This is a genomic window from Brevibacillus parabrevis (assembly GCF_003710905.1).
In the GTDB taxonomy this organism is placed as follows: Bacteria; Bacillota; Bacilli; order Brevibacillales; family Brevibacillaceae; genus Brevibacillus; species Brevibacillus parabrevis.
The window spans coordinates 157,594-173,353 of record NZ_RHHV01000003.1; the positions used below are offsets into that span (position 1 = coordinate 157,594).

At 52.3% G+C, this 15,760-nt stretch carries 12 protein-coding genes, 1 pseudogene and 1 riboswitch; of the genes and pseudogenes, 10 read left to right on the forward strand and 3 right to left on the reverse strand.

Features of this window, described 5'->3' with window-relative positions; translation table 11 throughout:
• The first annotated feature begins 135 nt into the window (after positions 1 to 135).
• Genes EDM60_RS02310 through EDM60_RS02340 form a run of 7 tightly spaced genes read left to right on the forward strand, consistent with a single transcriptional unit; the run spans position 136 to position 6,371 of the window.
• The gene (locus EDM60_RS02310) at positions 136 to 735 is read left to right on the forward strand and encodes a glycerol-3-phosphate responsive antiterminator (protein ID WP_122962514.1); all 600 of its coding nucleotides are present in this window, start codon (positions 136 to 138) and stop codon (positions 733 to 735) included.
• Positions 713 to 1,375, forward strand: coding sequence for an HAD family hydrolase (locus EDM60_RS02315; RefSeq protein WP_122962515.1), 663 nt, complete (start codon positions 713 to 715; stop codon positions 1,373 to 1,375). Before EDM60_RS02310 ends, EDM60_RS02315 begins: the two co-directional genes overlap by 23 nt.
• Positions 1,376 to 1,380: 5 nt before the next feature.
• The gene (locus EDM60_RS02320) at positions 1,381 to 2,448 is read left to right on the forward strand and encodes an ABC transporter ATP-binding protein (protein ID WP_122962656.1); all 1,068 of its coding nucleotides are present in this window, start codon (positions 1,381 to 1,383) and stop codon (positions 2,446 to 2,448) included.
• Entirely contained in the window at positions 2,448 to 3,404 is a 957-nt protein-coding gene (locus tag EDM60_RS02325) for a carbohydrate ABC transporter permease (RefSeq protein ID WP_122962516.1), read from the forward strand. The genes EDM60_RS02320 and EDM60_RS02325 overlap by 1 nt, the downstream gene beginning before the upstream one ends.
• A 27-nt stretch (positions 3,405 to 3,431) precedes the next feature.
• The gene (locus EDM60_RS02330; RefSeq protein ID WP_122962517.1) at positions 3,432 to 4,259 is read left to right on the forward strand and encodes a carbohydrate ABC transporter permease; all 828 of its coding nucleotides are present in this window, start codon (positions 3,432 to 3,434) and stop codon (positions 4,257 to 4,259) included.
• A 29-nt stretch (positions 4,260 to 4,288) separates the two neighbouring features.
• Entirely contained in the window at positions 4,289 to 5,620 is a 1,332-nt protein-coding gene (locus EDM60_RS02335) for an ABC transporter substrate-binding protein (protein ID WP_122962518.1), read from the forward strand.
• Between the two features lie 31 nt (positions 5,621 to 5,651).
• Positions 5,652 to 6,371, forward strand: coding sequence for a glycerophosphodiester phosphodiesterase (locus tag EDM60_RS02340; RefSeq protein ID WP_122962519.1), 720 nt, complete (start codon positions 5,652 to 5,654; stop codon positions 6,369 to 6,371).
• A 101-nt stretch (positions 6,372 to 6,472) separates the two neighbouring features.
• Here the strand turns inward: EDM60_RS02340 and EDM60_RS29040 are convergent.
• The 3 genes and pseudogenes from EDM60_RS29040 to ggt all read right to left on the reverse strand — a co-directional run.
• Positions 6,473 to 7,201: pseudogene (locus tag EDM60_RS29040) on the reverse strand (MBL fold metallo-hydrolase); the annotation flags it as partial.
• Positions 7,202 to 7,397: 196 nt separating this feature from the next.
• The gene (locus tag EDM60_RS02350; RefSeq protein ID WP_122962521.1) at positions 7,398 to 9,386 is read right to left on the reverse strand and encodes a methyl-accepting chemotaxis protein; all 1,989 of its coding nucleotides are present in this window, start codon (positions 9,384 to 9,386) and stop codon (positions 7,398 to 7,400) included.
• 112 nt (positions 9,387 to 9,498) lie between these two features.
• A complete protein-coding gene (gene ggt / locus EDM60_RS02355; protein ID WP_063228909.1) occupies positions 9,499 to 11,217 on the reverse strand; it encodes a gamma-glutamyltransferase in 1,719 nt (572 codons plus the stop codon).
• 184 nt (positions 11,218 to 11,401) lie between these two features.
• Positions 11,402 to 11,490, reverse strand: a riboswitch (cyclic di-GMP riboswitch).
• A gap of 246 nt (positions 11,491 to 11,736) precedes the next feature.
• Here ggt and EDM60_RS02360 point away from each other — a divergent pair.
• From EDM60_RS02360 to EDM60_RS02370, 3 genes are all read left to right on the forward strand, one after another.
• Positions 11,737 to 12,354 (forward strand): SET domain-containing protein, encoded by a 618-nt coding sequence (locus tag EDM60_RS02360; protein ID WP_122962522.1) that lies wholly within the window; start codon positions 11,737 to 11,739, stop codon positions 12,352 to 12,354.
• A gap of 84 nt (positions 12,355 to 12,438) precedes the next feature.
• Positions 12,439 to 14,106 (forward strand): glutamine--tRNA ligase/YqeY domain fusion protein, encoded by a 1,668-nt coding sequence (locus tag EDM60_RS02365; protein WP_122962523.1) that lies wholly within the window; start codon positions 12,439 to 12,441, stop codon positions 14,104 to 14,106.
• A gap of 138 nt (positions 14,107 to 14,244) precedes the next feature.
• Positions 14,245 to 15,579, forward strand: a complete 1,335-nt coding sequence (locus EDM60_RS02370) for an APC family permease (protein ID WP_122962524.1) — start codon at positions 14,245 to 14,247, stop codon at positions 15,577 to 15,579.
• Positions 15,580 to 15,760: the final 181 nt, after the last annotated feature.

The window sequence follows — 15,760 nt, forward strand, 5'->3', positions numbered from 1 at the left end:
ATGACAAGTGAACATTCCCCTTCGGTTGGAGTCATGGAGAAACCCCCGACAGCCTTTCCAAGCATTTTCCTCAAGTATGCTTGTGCAATTGTCATGTCGTTGGGTTTTTTTGTCGTTCGCAAAGGAGGCTTACGAATGAATCAGGAGCAGTTTCACGGCAGGTTGGAAGAGTACAAGCTGATTGCTTCCGTAAAAGAGGCGAAGTATCTGGAAAAAGCGGCAGAGGCCAATGTGAGCGCCGCCGTGCTCTCTATCGGCAACATCGGGGTCATCAAAGGCTATGTAGACTTTTTCAAAAACAGAAAGATTCCGGTGTTCCTTCACCTCGAAAGAATCGGGGGAATCAGCTACGACCGGGAAGGCATCGCCTTTTTGGCGCATTACGTGAAGCCGGACGGGATTGTGACCACGCGCAACACGCTGGTCAAGCTGGCGAAAAAGCAAGGCTTGCTGACAATCCAGCGCCTGTTCCTCGTAGACAGCGACTCGCTCAAATCCGGGCTGTCGTCTCTCGCTGAAACCCAGCCTGACGCCGTCGAGCTGATGCCGGCACTGCTGCCAGAGTATATCGAAGAGTACAAGCGCGTGATTGATATTCCAATCATCGCTGGTGGTTTGATCCGCAAGCGGGAGCAGATGGAGGAAGTATTGCAGCATGGAGCGACTGCTGTGTCAGTCGGTAACCCCCTTTTGTGGAAGGAGAGTTTTTTGCATGATTCAAGCGTTGCTGTTTGATCTGGATGGGACCCTGCTGGACAGCCGGGATGCAGTCATTGATGCAGTCGCCTATACAGCAGAGGAGTACGCACCGGGTCACTTCAGCCGGGAAGAGCTGCTCGCGCGTTTTGGCGAGTCGTTCGACGATTTTTTGGCAACCGTCGCACAAGCGGCAGGTGTGCCCGACAAGCAAGAGGTGCTGGAAAAGTATTTTGCCTACGTGCGTGAGAACCACGCCCGACATGTTCGGCTGTTTCCTTATGTGAAAGAAGGGCTGGAAAAATTAAAGCAGGCAGGCTATCAGCTGGCGGTGGTCACCAACAAGCAGCGGGAATTTGCGCTGACCGGATTGAAGCAGGCGGGGATCGACAAGCTGTTCGAAGTCGTAGTGGCCGTGGACGATGTCGCCAAAGGAAAACCGTCAGCCGAGCCTGTATGCAAAGCGCTCGCCAGTATGGGCAGGCGTCCCGAGCAGGCGATGATGGTCGGCGATAGCCGCTACGATGTGCTCGCGGCAGTCGCGGGTGGCGTCTCGTCCGTGGTGCTGGAGTGGTACGGGCAGGAAGAGTGGCTCTATGCCACGCCTGATTACCGCTACGCCGATTTCGAATCGTTTGTCACCGACATGATGGCTGCCAAGGCGCAAGGAGGAAGATGAAAAAGATGGCAAGAGTGGTGCTGCAACAGATAACAAAAACGTTTCAGAACCAGAAAGTGGTCAAGGGGCTTAATCTCGTGATTCCCGACGGCTCCTTTACGGTGCTGGTTGGCCCGTCCGGGTGCGGGAAATCGACGACCTTGCGGATGATTGCCGGTCTGGAAACGGCTACAGACGGGGAAATTTTCATCGGGAGCCAGTCTGTGAACGCTCTGCCTCCGGGAAAGCGCGATGTTGCCATGGTGTTCCAAAACTACGCGCTCTATCCGACGATGAACGTCTACGACAACATCGCCTACGGCTTGAGAAACCGGGGAACGTCGAAAAAAGACTGCGACGTGCTGGTGAAGGAAATTGCCGAGATTGTCGGCTTGGCGGACTTTCTTAAAAGAAAGCCTTCCCAGCTCTCCGGCGGTCAGCGCCAGCGTGTCGCCCTGGCGCGGGCCATGGTGAAAAAGCCAAAGGTGTTCCTCATGGACGAGCCGCTCTCCAACCTGGACGCGAAGCTGCGGAACCAGATGCGCGTGGAGCTGACGAGTTTGCACAAGCAACTGGGCAGCACGTTTATTTACGTGACGCACGACCAGGTGGAAGCGATGACGATGGGCGATCAGATCGTCGTGATGAGCGACGGCAACATCATGCAGGTCGCGGCACCGATGGACTTGTACCAGGAGCCGGAAAATCTGTTCGTCGCCCAGTTTATCGGTTCTCCCCCGATGAACATTGTGCCGGCAGAGGGCAGAAGTGACCAGTTGTGGGGATTCCGCCCGGAAAAGGCCGTGTTGTTGCCAGCCTCCGTCTCTCCGGTTTCTGCGGAAGAGATGTGGACGGCAAAAGGGCAAATCGTCTCCCGGGAAATACTCGGCTCGGACACGCTGTTCCACGTGGAGACGGAAAAAGGCAGAGTCATCGTCAAAACGGAAACCGAGGAAATTGGACAGTATGGTTCAAACGTTACCGTAACGGTTGCAAAGCCGCATGTGTACATCTTTGATCGCGTGAGCGGAAAAAAAGTGGGTCGACTGGCTGAACGAGGTCAAGTATCCGCACTTGCAGGAGGGGTGAACTGATGCGAAAGGCGGCAACTGCCCACGAGCTGCCGGATACCGGCCAGGTGCGGGCACAAGCAGCTTCCAGGCCAACATCTCGCCCGGATATGATGACGCGTCTTCGCCCGTACTTGTATTTGACACCTGCCATGATCTGCTTCATTTTGTTCTTTTTTTACCCGATTGGCTCGATCATTTATTTGAGCTTTCAAGACTGGTCGCTGATTAATCTGGAAGCGATGGAATGGGTCGGGCTGCAAAATTACACAGAGCTGGTTGCTGACCAGGAATTTCAGCAGGTGCTGACAAATACGCTCGTTTTCACTTTTGCAACCGTGGGCATCAGTTTGGCAATCTCCTTTTTGCTCGCTCTCTGGCTCAACAAAAAGGCGAAAATGTACGGGATCATCCAAGCTACCGTATTCAGTCCGCACATTATTTCGTTTGTTTCTGTCTCCATGTTGTGGATGTGGCTGATGGACCCGCAATTCGGGCTATTGAACGCTGTACTCGAAGCGGTCGGTCTGCCAGGCTACACGTGGCTGACAGACCCGAGCAGTGCGCTGTTGTCGCTGATCCTCGTGAACGTCTGGAAAGGCGTGGGCTACAACACGCTGATTTTCATTGCCGGGCTGCAAAGCATTCCGGGGGATATTTACGAAGCGGCCGCCCTCGATCGTTCGCCGTGGTGGCGGACTTTGACTCGCATTACCATACCGATGCTGTCGCCCACCATGTTCTTTTTGTTCATCATCAACATGATTTCGTCGTCCCATGCTTTCGATACGATTGCCATCATGACCCAAGGCGGGCCGATCAACAGCAGCAACATGCTGGTCTACTACATTTATGAGCAAGGAATGGACTACTACAACGGGGGATTTGCTGCTGCCGCTTCTGTCATTCTTTTGCTCATCGTAGGAGTTTTGACTGCGTTGTACTTCCTGTTCATGTCCAAACGCGTCCACTACCGATGACGATTCCCGAAAGAAAGGAGGAGCAACATGAAACGAGTGGGTGCAATTTCTTTGAAAACAGTGGAATGGGCCGGGCTGTTGGTTGTGGCGCTGCTGTTCGTCTTTCCTTTTTTGTGGATGGCTTCCACAGCGTTCAAGGACATGTCGGAAGTCAGACAGTTTCCGCCGACCTTGTTGCCTGAGACGTGGGAGTGGGGCAATTTTGTCCAAGCCTGGGAGTCAGGGCCGTTCCTGATGTTTACGGTGAACAGCATTGTAGTTGCCGTGGCGATCTTGATCTTGCAGTTTTTGACCGCCGTACCTGCGGCGTACGCTTTTGCCCGCTACCAGTTTCCCGGCCGCAACCTGCTGTTTGGGCTTGTGCTGGTGGCCTTGATGATTCCGGGATACATTATCTTTTTGCCGATCTACGTGCAGCTGAGCGGCTGGGGGCTGGTCAATACGCTCTGGTCGCTGATTCTGCCGTACGCAGCCAGCGCATTCGGGATATTCCTGCTTCGCCAGGCGTTCATGCAGGTGCCGGACGAAGTCATTGAAGCAGCGCGACTGGATAATGCGTCAGAGTGGAAAATCATGTGGACGATCATGGTACCGATGGCGAAGCCAGTGCTGGTCACATTTGGACTTTTCAGCTTTATTTATCACTGGAATGACTACTTTTGGCCGCTGATCATGACCAACAGCGACGAAGTACGCACATTGCCTGTCGGGATTTCCAGCTTGCGCATGTCGGACGGAGGCACTCTCTGGAACGTCATGATGGCGGGGAACATGATCCTCATCCTGCCGATTCTCGTTATTTTCTTCGTGGCCCAGCGCCACATTATCAAAGCGTTTGTCTATCAATCCAAATAATAGATAACCATGTGGGAGGAAACCAAATCATGAAGGCGATGAAAAAGACAGGAACGATTCTATGTGCACTAGCTCTAGGCTTGTCAGGAGTGCTTGCCGGGTGCGGTTCTACAGGCAAGGAACAGGCTGCAAGCACAGGAAACACAACGAAGCCGGCAACGGAAACAGCAGCAAGCAACGGGCCTGTCGAGATCGATTTCTGGTATGCGCTCGGCGGTGTTCGCGGCAAGACGATTGAGGACATGGTCAAAAAGTTCAACGAGTCACATAAAGATATTAAGGTAAAAGCGGCGTACCAGGGCGCGTATCAGGATAACCACTCCAAAGTTCTGGCTTCGGTTGCCGCCGGAAACAACCCTGATGTAACGATGGTAGAGATCGCTTCGATCGCTGCCTTCGCTGATGCGAAAGTGCTGGAAGATTTGACTCCGTACTCGCAAGGCGATGAGAAAAAGTACATTCCCGGCCTGATGAAAAACTCTTACTGGAAAGACAAACTGTACGCCGTGCCGTTCAACCGCTCCACGCCGCTTCTGTACATCAACCGCGACATGCTGAAAGCAGCGGGTCTCGATCCGAACGGGCCGAAATCCTGGGATGAGCTGATCAGCTACTCGCAAAAGCTGGTGAAAAAAGAAGGCGACAAAGTCACGCGCTACGGCTTCTCGACCCCTGTTGATATTTGGTTCTACGAAGCGCTCGTCTTCCAGAGCGGAGGCAACATTTTGAGCGAAGACGGCAAGGAGCTGACCTTGAACAACGAGTCAGGCAAAGCGCCGCTTGAACTTTGGACGAAAATGGTCAAGGAAGGCTTGATGAAAAACCCTCCAGGCGAAAACTACAATGCGTGGGATGTCGCCGAGCAAGATTTCCTCAATCAAAAAGTGGGCATGATTTTCACAACGACAGGTTCCTTGACGGAATTGAAGAAAAATGCCAAATTTGACATGGGAGCAGCCTTCCTGCCAGCAAACAAAAACTTCGGTACGCCAACGGGCGGAGCAAACCTGGTCATGCTGGCGAAGTCTTCTGATGCCGAAAAGAAAGCGGCATGGGAATTTATGAAGTGGATGACCGATACAGAGCAAACCGTACCATGGTCCATCGCATCCGGCTACATGCCTGTGACGACCGCTGCCGTAGATTCACCAGAGATGAAGGCATTTTATGAAAAAGATCCGAACTTCAAAGTAGCAGTAGACCAGCTGCAATACGGTTACCCGCGCCCAATGGCACCTGGCTACAAAGAATTGCAGGATGTCATTCAAAAAGAGCTGCAACGTGCGATGCTTGGACAGGCGACCATTGATGAAGCGCTGCAAAATGCGACGGACAAAGGCAGCAAGCTGCTGAAAAAATAAAGGCGGCACAAACAAGAGAGGAGTTTGCGACATGAATATATGTATGGCGCATCGAGGATGGTCAGGCAAAGCCCCGGAAAATACGATGACGGCAATTCGACTGGCGTTGGCAGAGCCGGCTATACAGGCAATGGAGATTGACGTACAGCTGTCTTCCAATGGCGTTCCCGTGCTGATCCACGACTTTACGCTGGAGCGCACGACGAACGGAAGCGGTCTGGTCAAGGACCACACATTGGAGGAGCTTCGCCAGCTCGATGCGGGCAAATGGCTCGACGAAAAGTTTGCAGGCGAAAAAATCCCGACGCTGGAGGAAGCGCTGATTGCGGTCAAGGGCCGCTGCAGGCTGAACATCGAGTTGAAGGCGACGAGCGACATGTACCCCGGCATTGCCGAAAAAGTGCTCGCGCTGCTCGAACAGTACGGGATGAAGCAGGAAGTTTGCTTGACGTCGTTTGACCATGAGCTGATTCGTCATGTTCGCACTCTCGATCAGCAAATCGAGACGGGACTGATCATCTACGGCCGTCCTGTGCTCATGCTGGAGCAACTGGAGGAGGCAGGTGCCAGCATTTTGTCCATGGGTTACCCTTTCCTGAACAAAGAGCTTGCCGTAGCCGCCATCGAAAAAGGCTTCAAGGTGATTGCCTGGACGCTGGATGAGCCTGCGCACATTCGCGAGGTCATGTCCTGGCATCCTGATGTACAAATTTGCACCAACCATCCTGACCGGATGCTGGAATTTGTGTAAGCTAGGCAAAAGGAAAAGCCGTCGGAGACATATCCGGCGGCTTTTGGCATGAGAAAAGGGGGTACAGCCTGCTTGTCTGCTACCGGGCCATGTCCGGGTACAATCAGCGCTGGGCAGTCTTGCAGGAGAGCATCCAAAATGCTGATCCACTCCGGAACATTCCCGGTCATGATGCTTGGATGTGCGCCTGCGAACAGCAAATCTCCGGCAAACAGGATGTCGTCATCGGGAAGGAAAAGGGCGGAATCACAGGGACTGTGCCCGTTTCCCAGCGAACGCAGGACAGCAGAGCGCTTGCTGCCGTGCAATGTAATCGAATCGTGAAAGGTCAAGGTAGCGAGAGTGGGAACCAGTGTCGGAAGGGCAGCATCCATCGCGAGCAGCTCGCCCAGCTCATATTCTTTTTCTTGCCGCTTTTTAGCGTCCGTTTCTTGTTCCAAAGCTTTTTTGACCGTCAGCGGGTAATCAGGGTGCGCTTTGGCAAAGGTCAAAAATTGGGTCGTGCGCTCATAGGTGAGCGAACGCGTTTTGGCGGTGGAGAGAATCGGAACACCTGGAAATGCCTGATTGCCGCCAGTGTGGTCCAGATGAAAATGAGAGTTGATCAGAAGCGTGACGGGTTTTCCGAATAGCTGGACAGCCGCATCGTGCAATGCTTGGCCTGCCTGTGGCGTGTACATGGAGTCAAAGACGACTACCTGATCGCCTAAATCAATGATTCCGGCATTAGCCATTGCTCCGGTGCCACGGACAGCAACAGCGGCGTACACGCCTTCTGCAACAGGCTGCAAAGAAAAGTAAGGAGTAGAGATAGGAACGGAAGAACTCATCGTTTCCCCGCCTTTCGCGATAAGAATAGCTTTCTGCTATCATCATTGCAGGAATAAAGTGGAAGCGCAAGCGCGAGTGTGCTTTTATTAGCTTGCTCCGCTATCGCTACCAGTGGCAGCTCATAGATTTTGTTGATCGCTTTGAAGCAAGAAAAACCGCCGGATGCTGCTGCCCGGCGGTTTTTTGATTGCCTCGCTATATTTTGAAGCGGCTTACGTGAGACTGCAGCTCTTCGGCGATACGGGCCAGGGAAGCAGCGGAGGAGTTCACTTCTTCCATGGCAGCCAGCTGTTCTTCTGTGGCGGCAGAAACGCTTTGCGTTCCGTCTGCCGAATTTTCGGCGACTTCCTCAATGCCGCTGACCAACTCTACTACCTTCTGGGTTCCAGCCGACATTTGCTCGGAATACGTCTTCACTTCCTGGATTTGGCTGGCGACTTGTGCGACAGCATCCTGGATTTGCTCGAAAGACTTGCCAGCATTGTTCACTACTGTCAGTCCGATCGCAACTTCGTTTGTTCCTTGTTCCATCGACAAGACGGCTTGATTCGATTCAACCTGAATCGCCGTAATCAGTTCTTTGATTTGCTGGGCAGATTGGGCAGACTGCTCGGCCAATTTGCGTACTTCGTCTGCCACAACAGCAAACCCGCGTCCTTGCTCGCCTGCTCTGGCGGCTTCGATTGCAGCGTTCAAGGCAAGCAGATTGGTTTGCTCGGCAATAGCGGTAATGACCTGGACGATTTGTCCGATTTCCTGCGAGCTGTTCCCCAAGCGCTTCACGATGTCTGCGATGTTGCTGACCGTATTTTCGATCGATTGCATCTGGCTGATCACGACTTGCAAAGCTTGATTGCCTTCCACGGCGATGCGGGAGGCGCTCAATGCGGATTCGTCCGCGTGCTGTGCGTTGGTGGCGACCTTTTCCGCGCCCTGTGATACTACCTGCATGGCGTTCACGCTGTCTTCCACGCTTCTTACCTGCTTCTCGGCGCCGTACGCGACTTCCTGGATCGTAATGGCGATCTGCTCCGTTGCCTTGCTGGTATGCTCGGCGTTGACCGACAACTCCTCTGCGGAAGAGGCCAGATCAGTAGCCGTATCATTGACCTGCTGAATGATCGTGCGCAGGTTGTGGACCATGGCATTGACCGATTGAGACAGTTGACCGACTTCATCCTGCGAGCGAATTTGCAAGGCGGATACGGTCAGCTCCCCCTCGGAAATCCGGTTTGCCACAGCGGCAACCTCGACGATCGGGCGGGTGATTTGCCGGGAGATCGCATAGGCGATGGCGATGACCGCTGCGACTACGGCAAAGACGATCAGCATGACGTTGTTGCTGACAGCAGAGACGCCAGCGGTGATCGATTCAACAGGAATATGCAAGTACAGGCCAAAGTTGGTTTTGGGGATCGGAGAGTAAGTGACGACATACTCCTTGCCTTGATCTGTGTAGCTGTATGAGCCTTTTTCCGCAGCGCCTGTTTTCAGGATGTCCTGCAAAGGCTGGGGCAGGGCCGATTCCTCAAGCGGCTTTCCGATCAGCTCCTGGTTGGGGTGGTACTGCACCTGATGCTTGTTGTCCACCAGAATCGGATAGCCGTCATTGCCTACATTCAAATTTGCGAGAAACGTGGCTGCGAAATGATCCACGTTGACAAGTCCGGTCAATACGCCGAGCGCTTCATTGTTTTTTCCTTTGACAGGGGAAGCGACAATGATCGAGCGATTGCCCGTAGTTTTGGCGACGAGGACATCGGAGTAGCTGGGCTTGCCCTGCATGCCGTCTTTGAAAAATTGCCGCTCGCCGAGGTCGATCCCGACGCTTTTCGGGAAGGTGTCAGCGGTTACTTTTCCGTCGTTTGAAATAAACGTATTGCCATCGTACAGCTTCATTTCTTCGGTAAACTTGCGGATAAACTCATTTTTGGCTGCCGCGTCGACAGATTGAATATCAGAGGTGCGGGCCAGCACCTGAATTTCCGTCATGCGCCGATCGAGATACTGGTCCATAGCCATAGCTGTACTTGAAGTCAGGTCCACATAAGACGATTTTTGCTTATCGATCAAAATGGTTGAAAAGCTGTTTGTAATAAAAAAGGAAACGGCAGCAAGCGGGATGACCGCTACGGCAAGAAACCACAGGATCATTTTATTTCTGAGTTTGTTGAAAAAAGACATAGGCTCTCCACTCCTAATTGGTGGTTGATTCAACTGCGCGAGGCAAGGAACGCTGCCCGCACAGAGTAGACACAGCCAGACTGCTGAGAAGATTCAGCAGCCTGACCATCGGTTAATATCCCATTGCTGCGCCTTCCCCGCGAGGGTCTGCGCCGCCGAACTTCACGTTCGTTTGCGGATCGATCAAAATGGCGCCGGATTGTCCCATCGCATCTGTATAGGCTGCTTCCAGCTTTTCAACCGGATGTCCGCGCTTCACGAGTTCGTCCAACACTTCCTGCGGAATCCGGCTTTCGACTTTCAAATTGTTGGAGGCGGAGCCCCAGTTGCGTCCGTGCAGCCATCTTGGAGCCTCGATCGCATCCTGTACGCTAAAGCCGAAGTCGACAATACGCGTTACGAGAGCCGCTTGCGTTTGTGGCTGTCCTTCGCCGCCTTGTGTTCCGTAAAGCAGGTAAGGCTTGTCCCCTTTGAAGAGCATGGCAGGGTTAATCGTATGGAAGGTGCGCTTTCCAGGCTCCAGGTGGTTAATGTGTTTCGGATCGAGAGAGAAGTAGCTTCCACGGTTTTGCAACAGGACGCCAGTATCTTTTGCTACGATACCGGAACCCCAGTCAAAATAGTGGCTCTGGATGATCGAAACGGCGTTGCCGTCCTTGTCCACGACGCCAAACCAAGTAGTGTCCCCTTTTGGATCGAGCGGCTCTACTGCTTTTGCCGCTTGCTTCATATCGATGCGTGCAGCCAAATCTTTGCCGTGTTGCTTGGACAACAGCTCGTCCACCGGAATGTCGACGAAAGCAGGGTCTGTCAGCCATTTGTCACGGTCGGCAAAAGCTTGCTTGGTGGCTTCTACAATCGTGTGGTAGTAGTCCGGCGTCCCTTCGCCCATGCTCTTGAGGTCGAAGTTGTTCAACACGTTCAAGATCGAGAGCGAAGCCATGCCCTGGGAGTTGGGCGGTACGTTGTAAGCCTTGTAGCCGCGGTAGTCGACTGTAATCGGTTCTGCCCATGTGGAGGTGTGTTTTTCAAAGTCTTTCAAGGTGAGCAGCCCGCCGTTTTTCTGCATATCCGCTACGATTTTTTTGGCGACTTCGCCTTTGTAGAATCCGTCTGCTCCTTTTTTCGCAATGATTTGCAAAGTTTTGGCCAGGTCCTTTTGCTTGAGGATTTCGCCAGGCGCATACGGCTCTCCGTTCGGCTTCAGGAAGGTTTTGCGGAACCCTTCAAAGCGCTGGAGGTTTTTCAAATCGTTATCGTTCGGATCGATGGCGTATTTTGTCCAATAAACCTGGTTCGGTGAGACGGGATATCCATTTTCAGCGTATCCGATCGCCGGTTCAAGCAGCCTGTGCCACGGAAGCTTGCTGTTGCCCATGCTTTTGTGCGCGTAGTTGTACGCTTCCCACCAGCCGGAAACAACGCCTGGCACCGTATTGGCAGACTCGTAGCCGCGGGAAGGAATTTTTTCGTAGCCTTTGCCTTTGTAGTAGTCGATCGTTGCTTTTTCGCCAGCTCGTCCGCTGCCGTTCAGCGCTTTCAGTTCCTTGGTCTTGGCGTTGTAGATGAGCCAGAAGTTATCTCCGCCGATCGTTGTGTAATGCGGGTAGACGACGGCGAGAGTAGAAGCGGCTGTGATGGCGGCATCTACAGCGTTGCCGCCGTCTTCCAATGTTTTCAGGGCTGCTGCTGTAGCCAGATAGTGTGGTGTTGTTACCATTGCGTTTGGCGACATTGATGTTGGCCGATTAGCTGCTTGAACCGGAGACAGGGTTGCCAGGCCGATTGCAGTAGTCAATGCGACAGTAGAAAGTTTCTTCCAGAATGACATCGTATGAAGCCTCCTTGTATGTTTGATGAACGATTCCAACAATCCGACAGCTTTTCGCAGCCTCACCTCCTTAACTGAAAATGAATATTTTTACACATAAATACATAAATGGACAAAAATAGACAATTGTTGCGCAAAAAAAGACCAATGATATAGGATCATTGGTCTTGTCCTACACCAATACTTCGGTAGCTGGCTGGCGTGCCCGCTTGTGCGGAGGTAGCCCCTCTAGCTTTGCGTCGCCGGATTTCCCCGGGTTTGCCGTTTCGATATCAATGGGTAACGCATCCAGTTGATAATAGAAAACTGATTCAATTGTTACAGGAAAATTTTCCTAATCATCCGTTTGTCAATAATATAGACTATTTGTCGATTGGGGTAAATAAGAAAAATTTTTTTAATCTAGAAAAAAAGGGAGGAACAGGGAGTTGTGTGTTTTTCCCGACATTCACACACCACTATTGGCCGAACTGCTTATGATGGTAAAAACGCACATTTGCCAAGGAGTGAATCAAGGCCATGATGCATCCCGATACGGAGCTTCGCTATATCAACGATGAAATCGGGTACGGTGTTTTTGCGACAAAATTGATCCCGAAAGGCACGATTGTCTGGGCACAGGATGACCTGGATCAGGTATTGGACCCGGCATATGTGGAAAAACTGGACCCATTGAGAAAGCAGGATGTGCAGAAGTATTCCTTCAAAAATCAGTTTGGAAAATACATCTTGTGCTGGGATAAGGCCCGATTTGTGAACCACAGCTTCCATGCGACCTGCGTGGCGACGATGTACGACTTGGAGCTGGCTGCCAGAGACATTTTGCCGGGGGAAGAGCTGACCGATGATTACGGTACGCTGAATCTGGATGAACCGTTCGATTGCTTGCCGGAGCCGGGCACGAATCGATCGCGGGTGATGCCTGATGACTTGCTGCGCTATTACCGGCAGTGGGATGAGGTTGCAGCTGAAGCTTTCGCCCGGTTCAATCATGTTGAACAGCCGCTGCTCCACCTGGTTCGACCCAAGCATTTGAAAATTATTCGCGGCATAACCGAGCAGCGTCGCTCCCTCGACTCTATCATTTCGTTGTACTGCCAGCCGCAATCCCAATGGCAAAAAGAGCAGGAATGGTAGAGACAGCGGGCCGGACAACGGCCCGATTTTGTTGAACTCTGGGAAGAGAATCAGTATTATGGAATGTAAAGGTGAAGTGAAAGGTTGATTTCATTGGAAAACAAGGTAGCGTCATCCAATTTTATCCGCAATATCGTGATTGACGACTTGCAAGAAGGCAAGGTCAAGGAAGTCATTACCCGCTTTCCGCCGGAACCGAACGGGTATCTTCATATTGGACATGCAAAAGCCATCTGCCTCAACTTTGAGCTGGCAAGCGAGTTCAAAGGAAAGGCCCACCTCCGTTTTGACGATACCAATCCGGTGAAAGAAGACACAGAGTACGTGGAAGCAATCAAAACAGATGTACAGTGGCTCGGCTTTGAATGGGACGGGCTGTTTTTTGCATCGGATTACTTTGAAGAAATGTACAAGCGTGCGGTGTTGCTGATCCAAAAGGGCAAAGCCTACGTGGATGATTTGCCTGCCGAAGAAATGCGCAAGCTGCGCGGAACTTTGACAGAACCAGGGGTAGACAGCCCGTTCCGCAACCGCTCTGTGGAGGAAAACCTCGACCTGTTTGCTCGCATGCGCAATGGCGAGTTCAAGGACGGGGAAAAAGTGTTGCGTGCGAAAATCGATATGAGCTCTCCGAACATCAACATGCGCGATCCGGTGATTTATCGTATTTCTCATGCGACCCATCACAACACAGGCGACAAATGGTGCATCTACCCGATGTACGACTACGCCCATCCGCTGGAAGATGCGATTGAAGGCGTTACTCACTCCCTCTGTTCACTTGAATTTGAAGACCATCGTCCACTGTACGATTGGGTCATCAGCGAGTGCGAGATGGAAAATACTCCGCGCCAGTACGAGTTTGCCCGTTTGAACCTGACCAACACCGTCATGAGCAAACGCAAGCTGAAACAGCTCGTGGACGAGAAAGTGGTAGATGGCTGGGACGATCCGCGCATGCCGACCATTGCCGGCTTCCGTCGCCGCGGTTTTACCCCTGAAGCGATTCGCACGTTTGCCCGCGAGATCGGGGTAGCGCGCAGCAACAGCACGGTAGACGCGAAAATGCTGGAGCATTTCATTCGCGAAGACTTGAAACTCAAGGCGCCGCGCACCATGGCTGTCTTGAATCCGCTCAAAGTCGTCATTACGAACTACCCGGAAGGCCAGGTAGAAATGCTCGAAGCCGAGATCAACCCGGAGAACCCGGAGATGGGCAATCGCCAAATCCCGTTCTCCCGCGAAATCTACATCGAGCAGGACGATTTCATGGAAAACCCGCCGAGCAAGTATTTCCGCCTGTTCCCGGGAAATGAGGTTCGCCTGAAGCACGCGTACTTCATCAAATGCAACGATGTGGTGAAAGACGCCGACGGAAACGTCATCGAGCTGCACTGCACCTACGATCCTGAAACCAAGAGCGGCAGCGGCTTTACTGGCCGCAAGGTAAAAGGAACAATCCACTGGGTAGAAGCTTCCGAGGCAGTTCCGGCTGAATTTCGCCTGTACGAGCCACTGATTATGGATGACGAAGATTCGGAAGGAAGCTTCCTGGACAACATCAATCCAAATTCGCTGGAAGTGCTGAACGGATTCGTCGAGCCGAACATGAAAGAAACGCAGCCGCAGGACAAATACCAATTTTTCCGTCACGGATACTTCAATGTCGATCCGAAGCATACGACGGCGGACAAACTGGTCTTCAACCGGATTGTTTCGCTGAAAAGCTCGTTTGAACTGCCAAAAGCGTAAGCATATCAAGCCTGAAAACCAAACGCTGTTGCGGCATGGGGAACCGTGTGCAACAGCGTTTTTTGGTGCGCAAACGGTGGAACTTTTCCCATTCGCGTGTATAATTATTCGTGTCGTGTAACAGAAGGAGGACAGACAGTGAATGGGAGTGCAGAGCTTACACGCAGCTTGAAGTTGTGGCATATCGTCGTCATTGGCCTTGGCTATATGGCTCCAATGGCCGTTTTTGATACGTTTGGCATCGTTGCCGAAGAAACAGGGGGGCATGTTCCTGCCGCTTACGCAGTGACCTTGCTGGCCATCTTGTTTACCGCGGCGAGCTACGGGAAAATGGTTCGCGTCTTCCCGTCGGCCGGGACAGCGTATACGTACACGCAGCAAACGATTCATCCGTATGCCGGGTTTTTGGTAGGGTGGGCCTCGCTGCTCGATTATTTGTTCTTGCCGATGATCAACGCTTTGCTGACGGGGGTGTATCTTTCGTCTGTATTTCCCGATGTGCCGACCACGTGGTGGATTATCGGGTTTATTGTTCTGATTACTTTATTAAACGTATTTCGCGTGACAGTAACGGCATCCGTCAACTCGTTTCTGGTGCTTTTTCAGATCGCCGTCGTTATTTTGTTCGCCGGACTGGCTATCCGTGGCTTGATCAATGGAGATGGGCTGGGCCAGGTGCTGAACGTCCGTCCGTTCCTTTCTGCTGATTTGTCGGTAGTCGCTCTGCTGTCGGGGGCATCGATCCTCTGCTTTTCCTTTTTAGGCTTTGATGCCGTCACTACGCTGACAGAGGAGACGGTAGATGCGAAAAAGACGATTCCCCGGGGAATTTTGCTGGTTGCACTGGCCGGGGGAGCGTTGTTCATTACCGCTTCGTATTTCATGCAATCGTTGTTTCCCGATGTTTCCGTATTGTCTGACCCGGAAGCAGCTTCCGCAGAAATCGCCCTGTTTATCGGAGGCTCCGTCTTTCAGTTGATTTTTTTGGCGGCGGCTTTGTCTTCGACGCTCGCCTCCGGCCTGGTGTCAGTGACGAGTGTGACGCGGCTGTTGTACGCGATGGGCCGGGATGGTTATTTGCCGAAAAAGTGGTTTGGCTACATACACCCGAGACTGAAGACGCCGCTGCTTAACGTGCTGCTGGTCGGAACGCTGATGCTGGCTGCCTTGTATCTCGATTTGCTGACGGCTACGTCCTTTATTAATTTTGGAGCGTTGATCGCGTTCAGCTTCGTCAATCTGAGCGTCATTGCCTACTTCCTGAGACAAAAACAAGAAAAGCGTGCGACGGATTGGTGGGGGTATTTTCTGGCTCCGCTGATCGGGACAGCCTTTCTCGCATTTTTGTGGGGCAGTCTCCATGCGAAATCGATGATATTGGGACTTTTGTGGACGTTTGTCGGGCTTGTGTATTTGCTTTATTTGGTCAAAATCAAAGGGGCCAAACTGGAACTGATGAAGTTTGAGGAATAGGACGATACTTGCTTGAAGAAAGCCTTCCTGTGCTGCGAGTGCGCATGGGGAGGCTTTTGTTTATTCAACTTTTCTATAACAAGTGCGGGAGCGGGTTTTTTGGTAGACGCCAAAAAAGGTGTGGAGTAAACTGGCATCAGGCAATATTCCAAACGTTAGCAATTGACATAAAGGAGGTACA

What these genes read in the sequence shown, in the direction of transcription:
- EDM60_RS02325 (WP_122962516.1), top strand. Translation starts at nt 2,448, where the DNA reads ATGCGAAAGGCGGCAACTGCCCACGAGCTGCCGGATACCGGCCAGGTG.
- EDM60_RS02320 (WP_122962656.1), top strand. Translation starts at nt 1,381, where the DNA reads ATGGCAAGAGTGGTGCTGCAACAGATAACAAAAACGTTTCAGAACCAG.
- EDM60_RS02340 (WP_122962519.1), top strand. Translation starts at nt 5,652, where the DNA reads ATGAATATATGTATGGCGCATCGAGGATGGTCAGGCAAAGCCCCGGAA.
- EDM60_RS02315 (WP_122962515.1), top strand. Translation starts at nt 713, where the DNA reads ATGATTCAAGCGTTGCTGTTTGATCTGGATGGGACCCTGCTGGACAGC.
- EDM60_RS02335 (WP_122962518.1), top strand. Translation starts at nt 4,289, where the DNA reads ATGAAGGCGATGAAAAAGACAGGAACGATTCTATGTGCACTAGCTCTA.
- EDM60_RS02310 (WP_122962514.1), top strand. Translation starts at nt 136, where the DNA reads ATGAATCAGGAGCAGTTTCACGGCAGGTTGGAAGAGTACAAGCTGATT.
- ggt (WP_063228909.1), bottom strand. Translation starts at nt 11,217, where the DNA reads ATGTCATTCTGGAAGAAACTTTCTACTGTCGCATTGACTACTGCAATC.
- EDM60_RS02350 (WP_122962521.1), bottom strand. Translation starts at nt 9,386, where the DNA reads ATGTCTTTTTTCAACAAACTCAGAAATAAAATGATCCTGTGGTTTCTT.
- EDM60_RS02360 (WP_122962522.1), top strand. Translation starts at nt 11,737, where the DNA reads ATGATGCATCCCGATACGGAGCTTCGCTATATCAACGATGAAATCGGG.
- EDM60_RS02330 (WP_122962517.1), top strand. Translation starts at nt 3,432, where the DNA reads ATGAAACGAGTGGGTGCAATTTCTTTGAAAACAGTGGAATGGGCCGGG.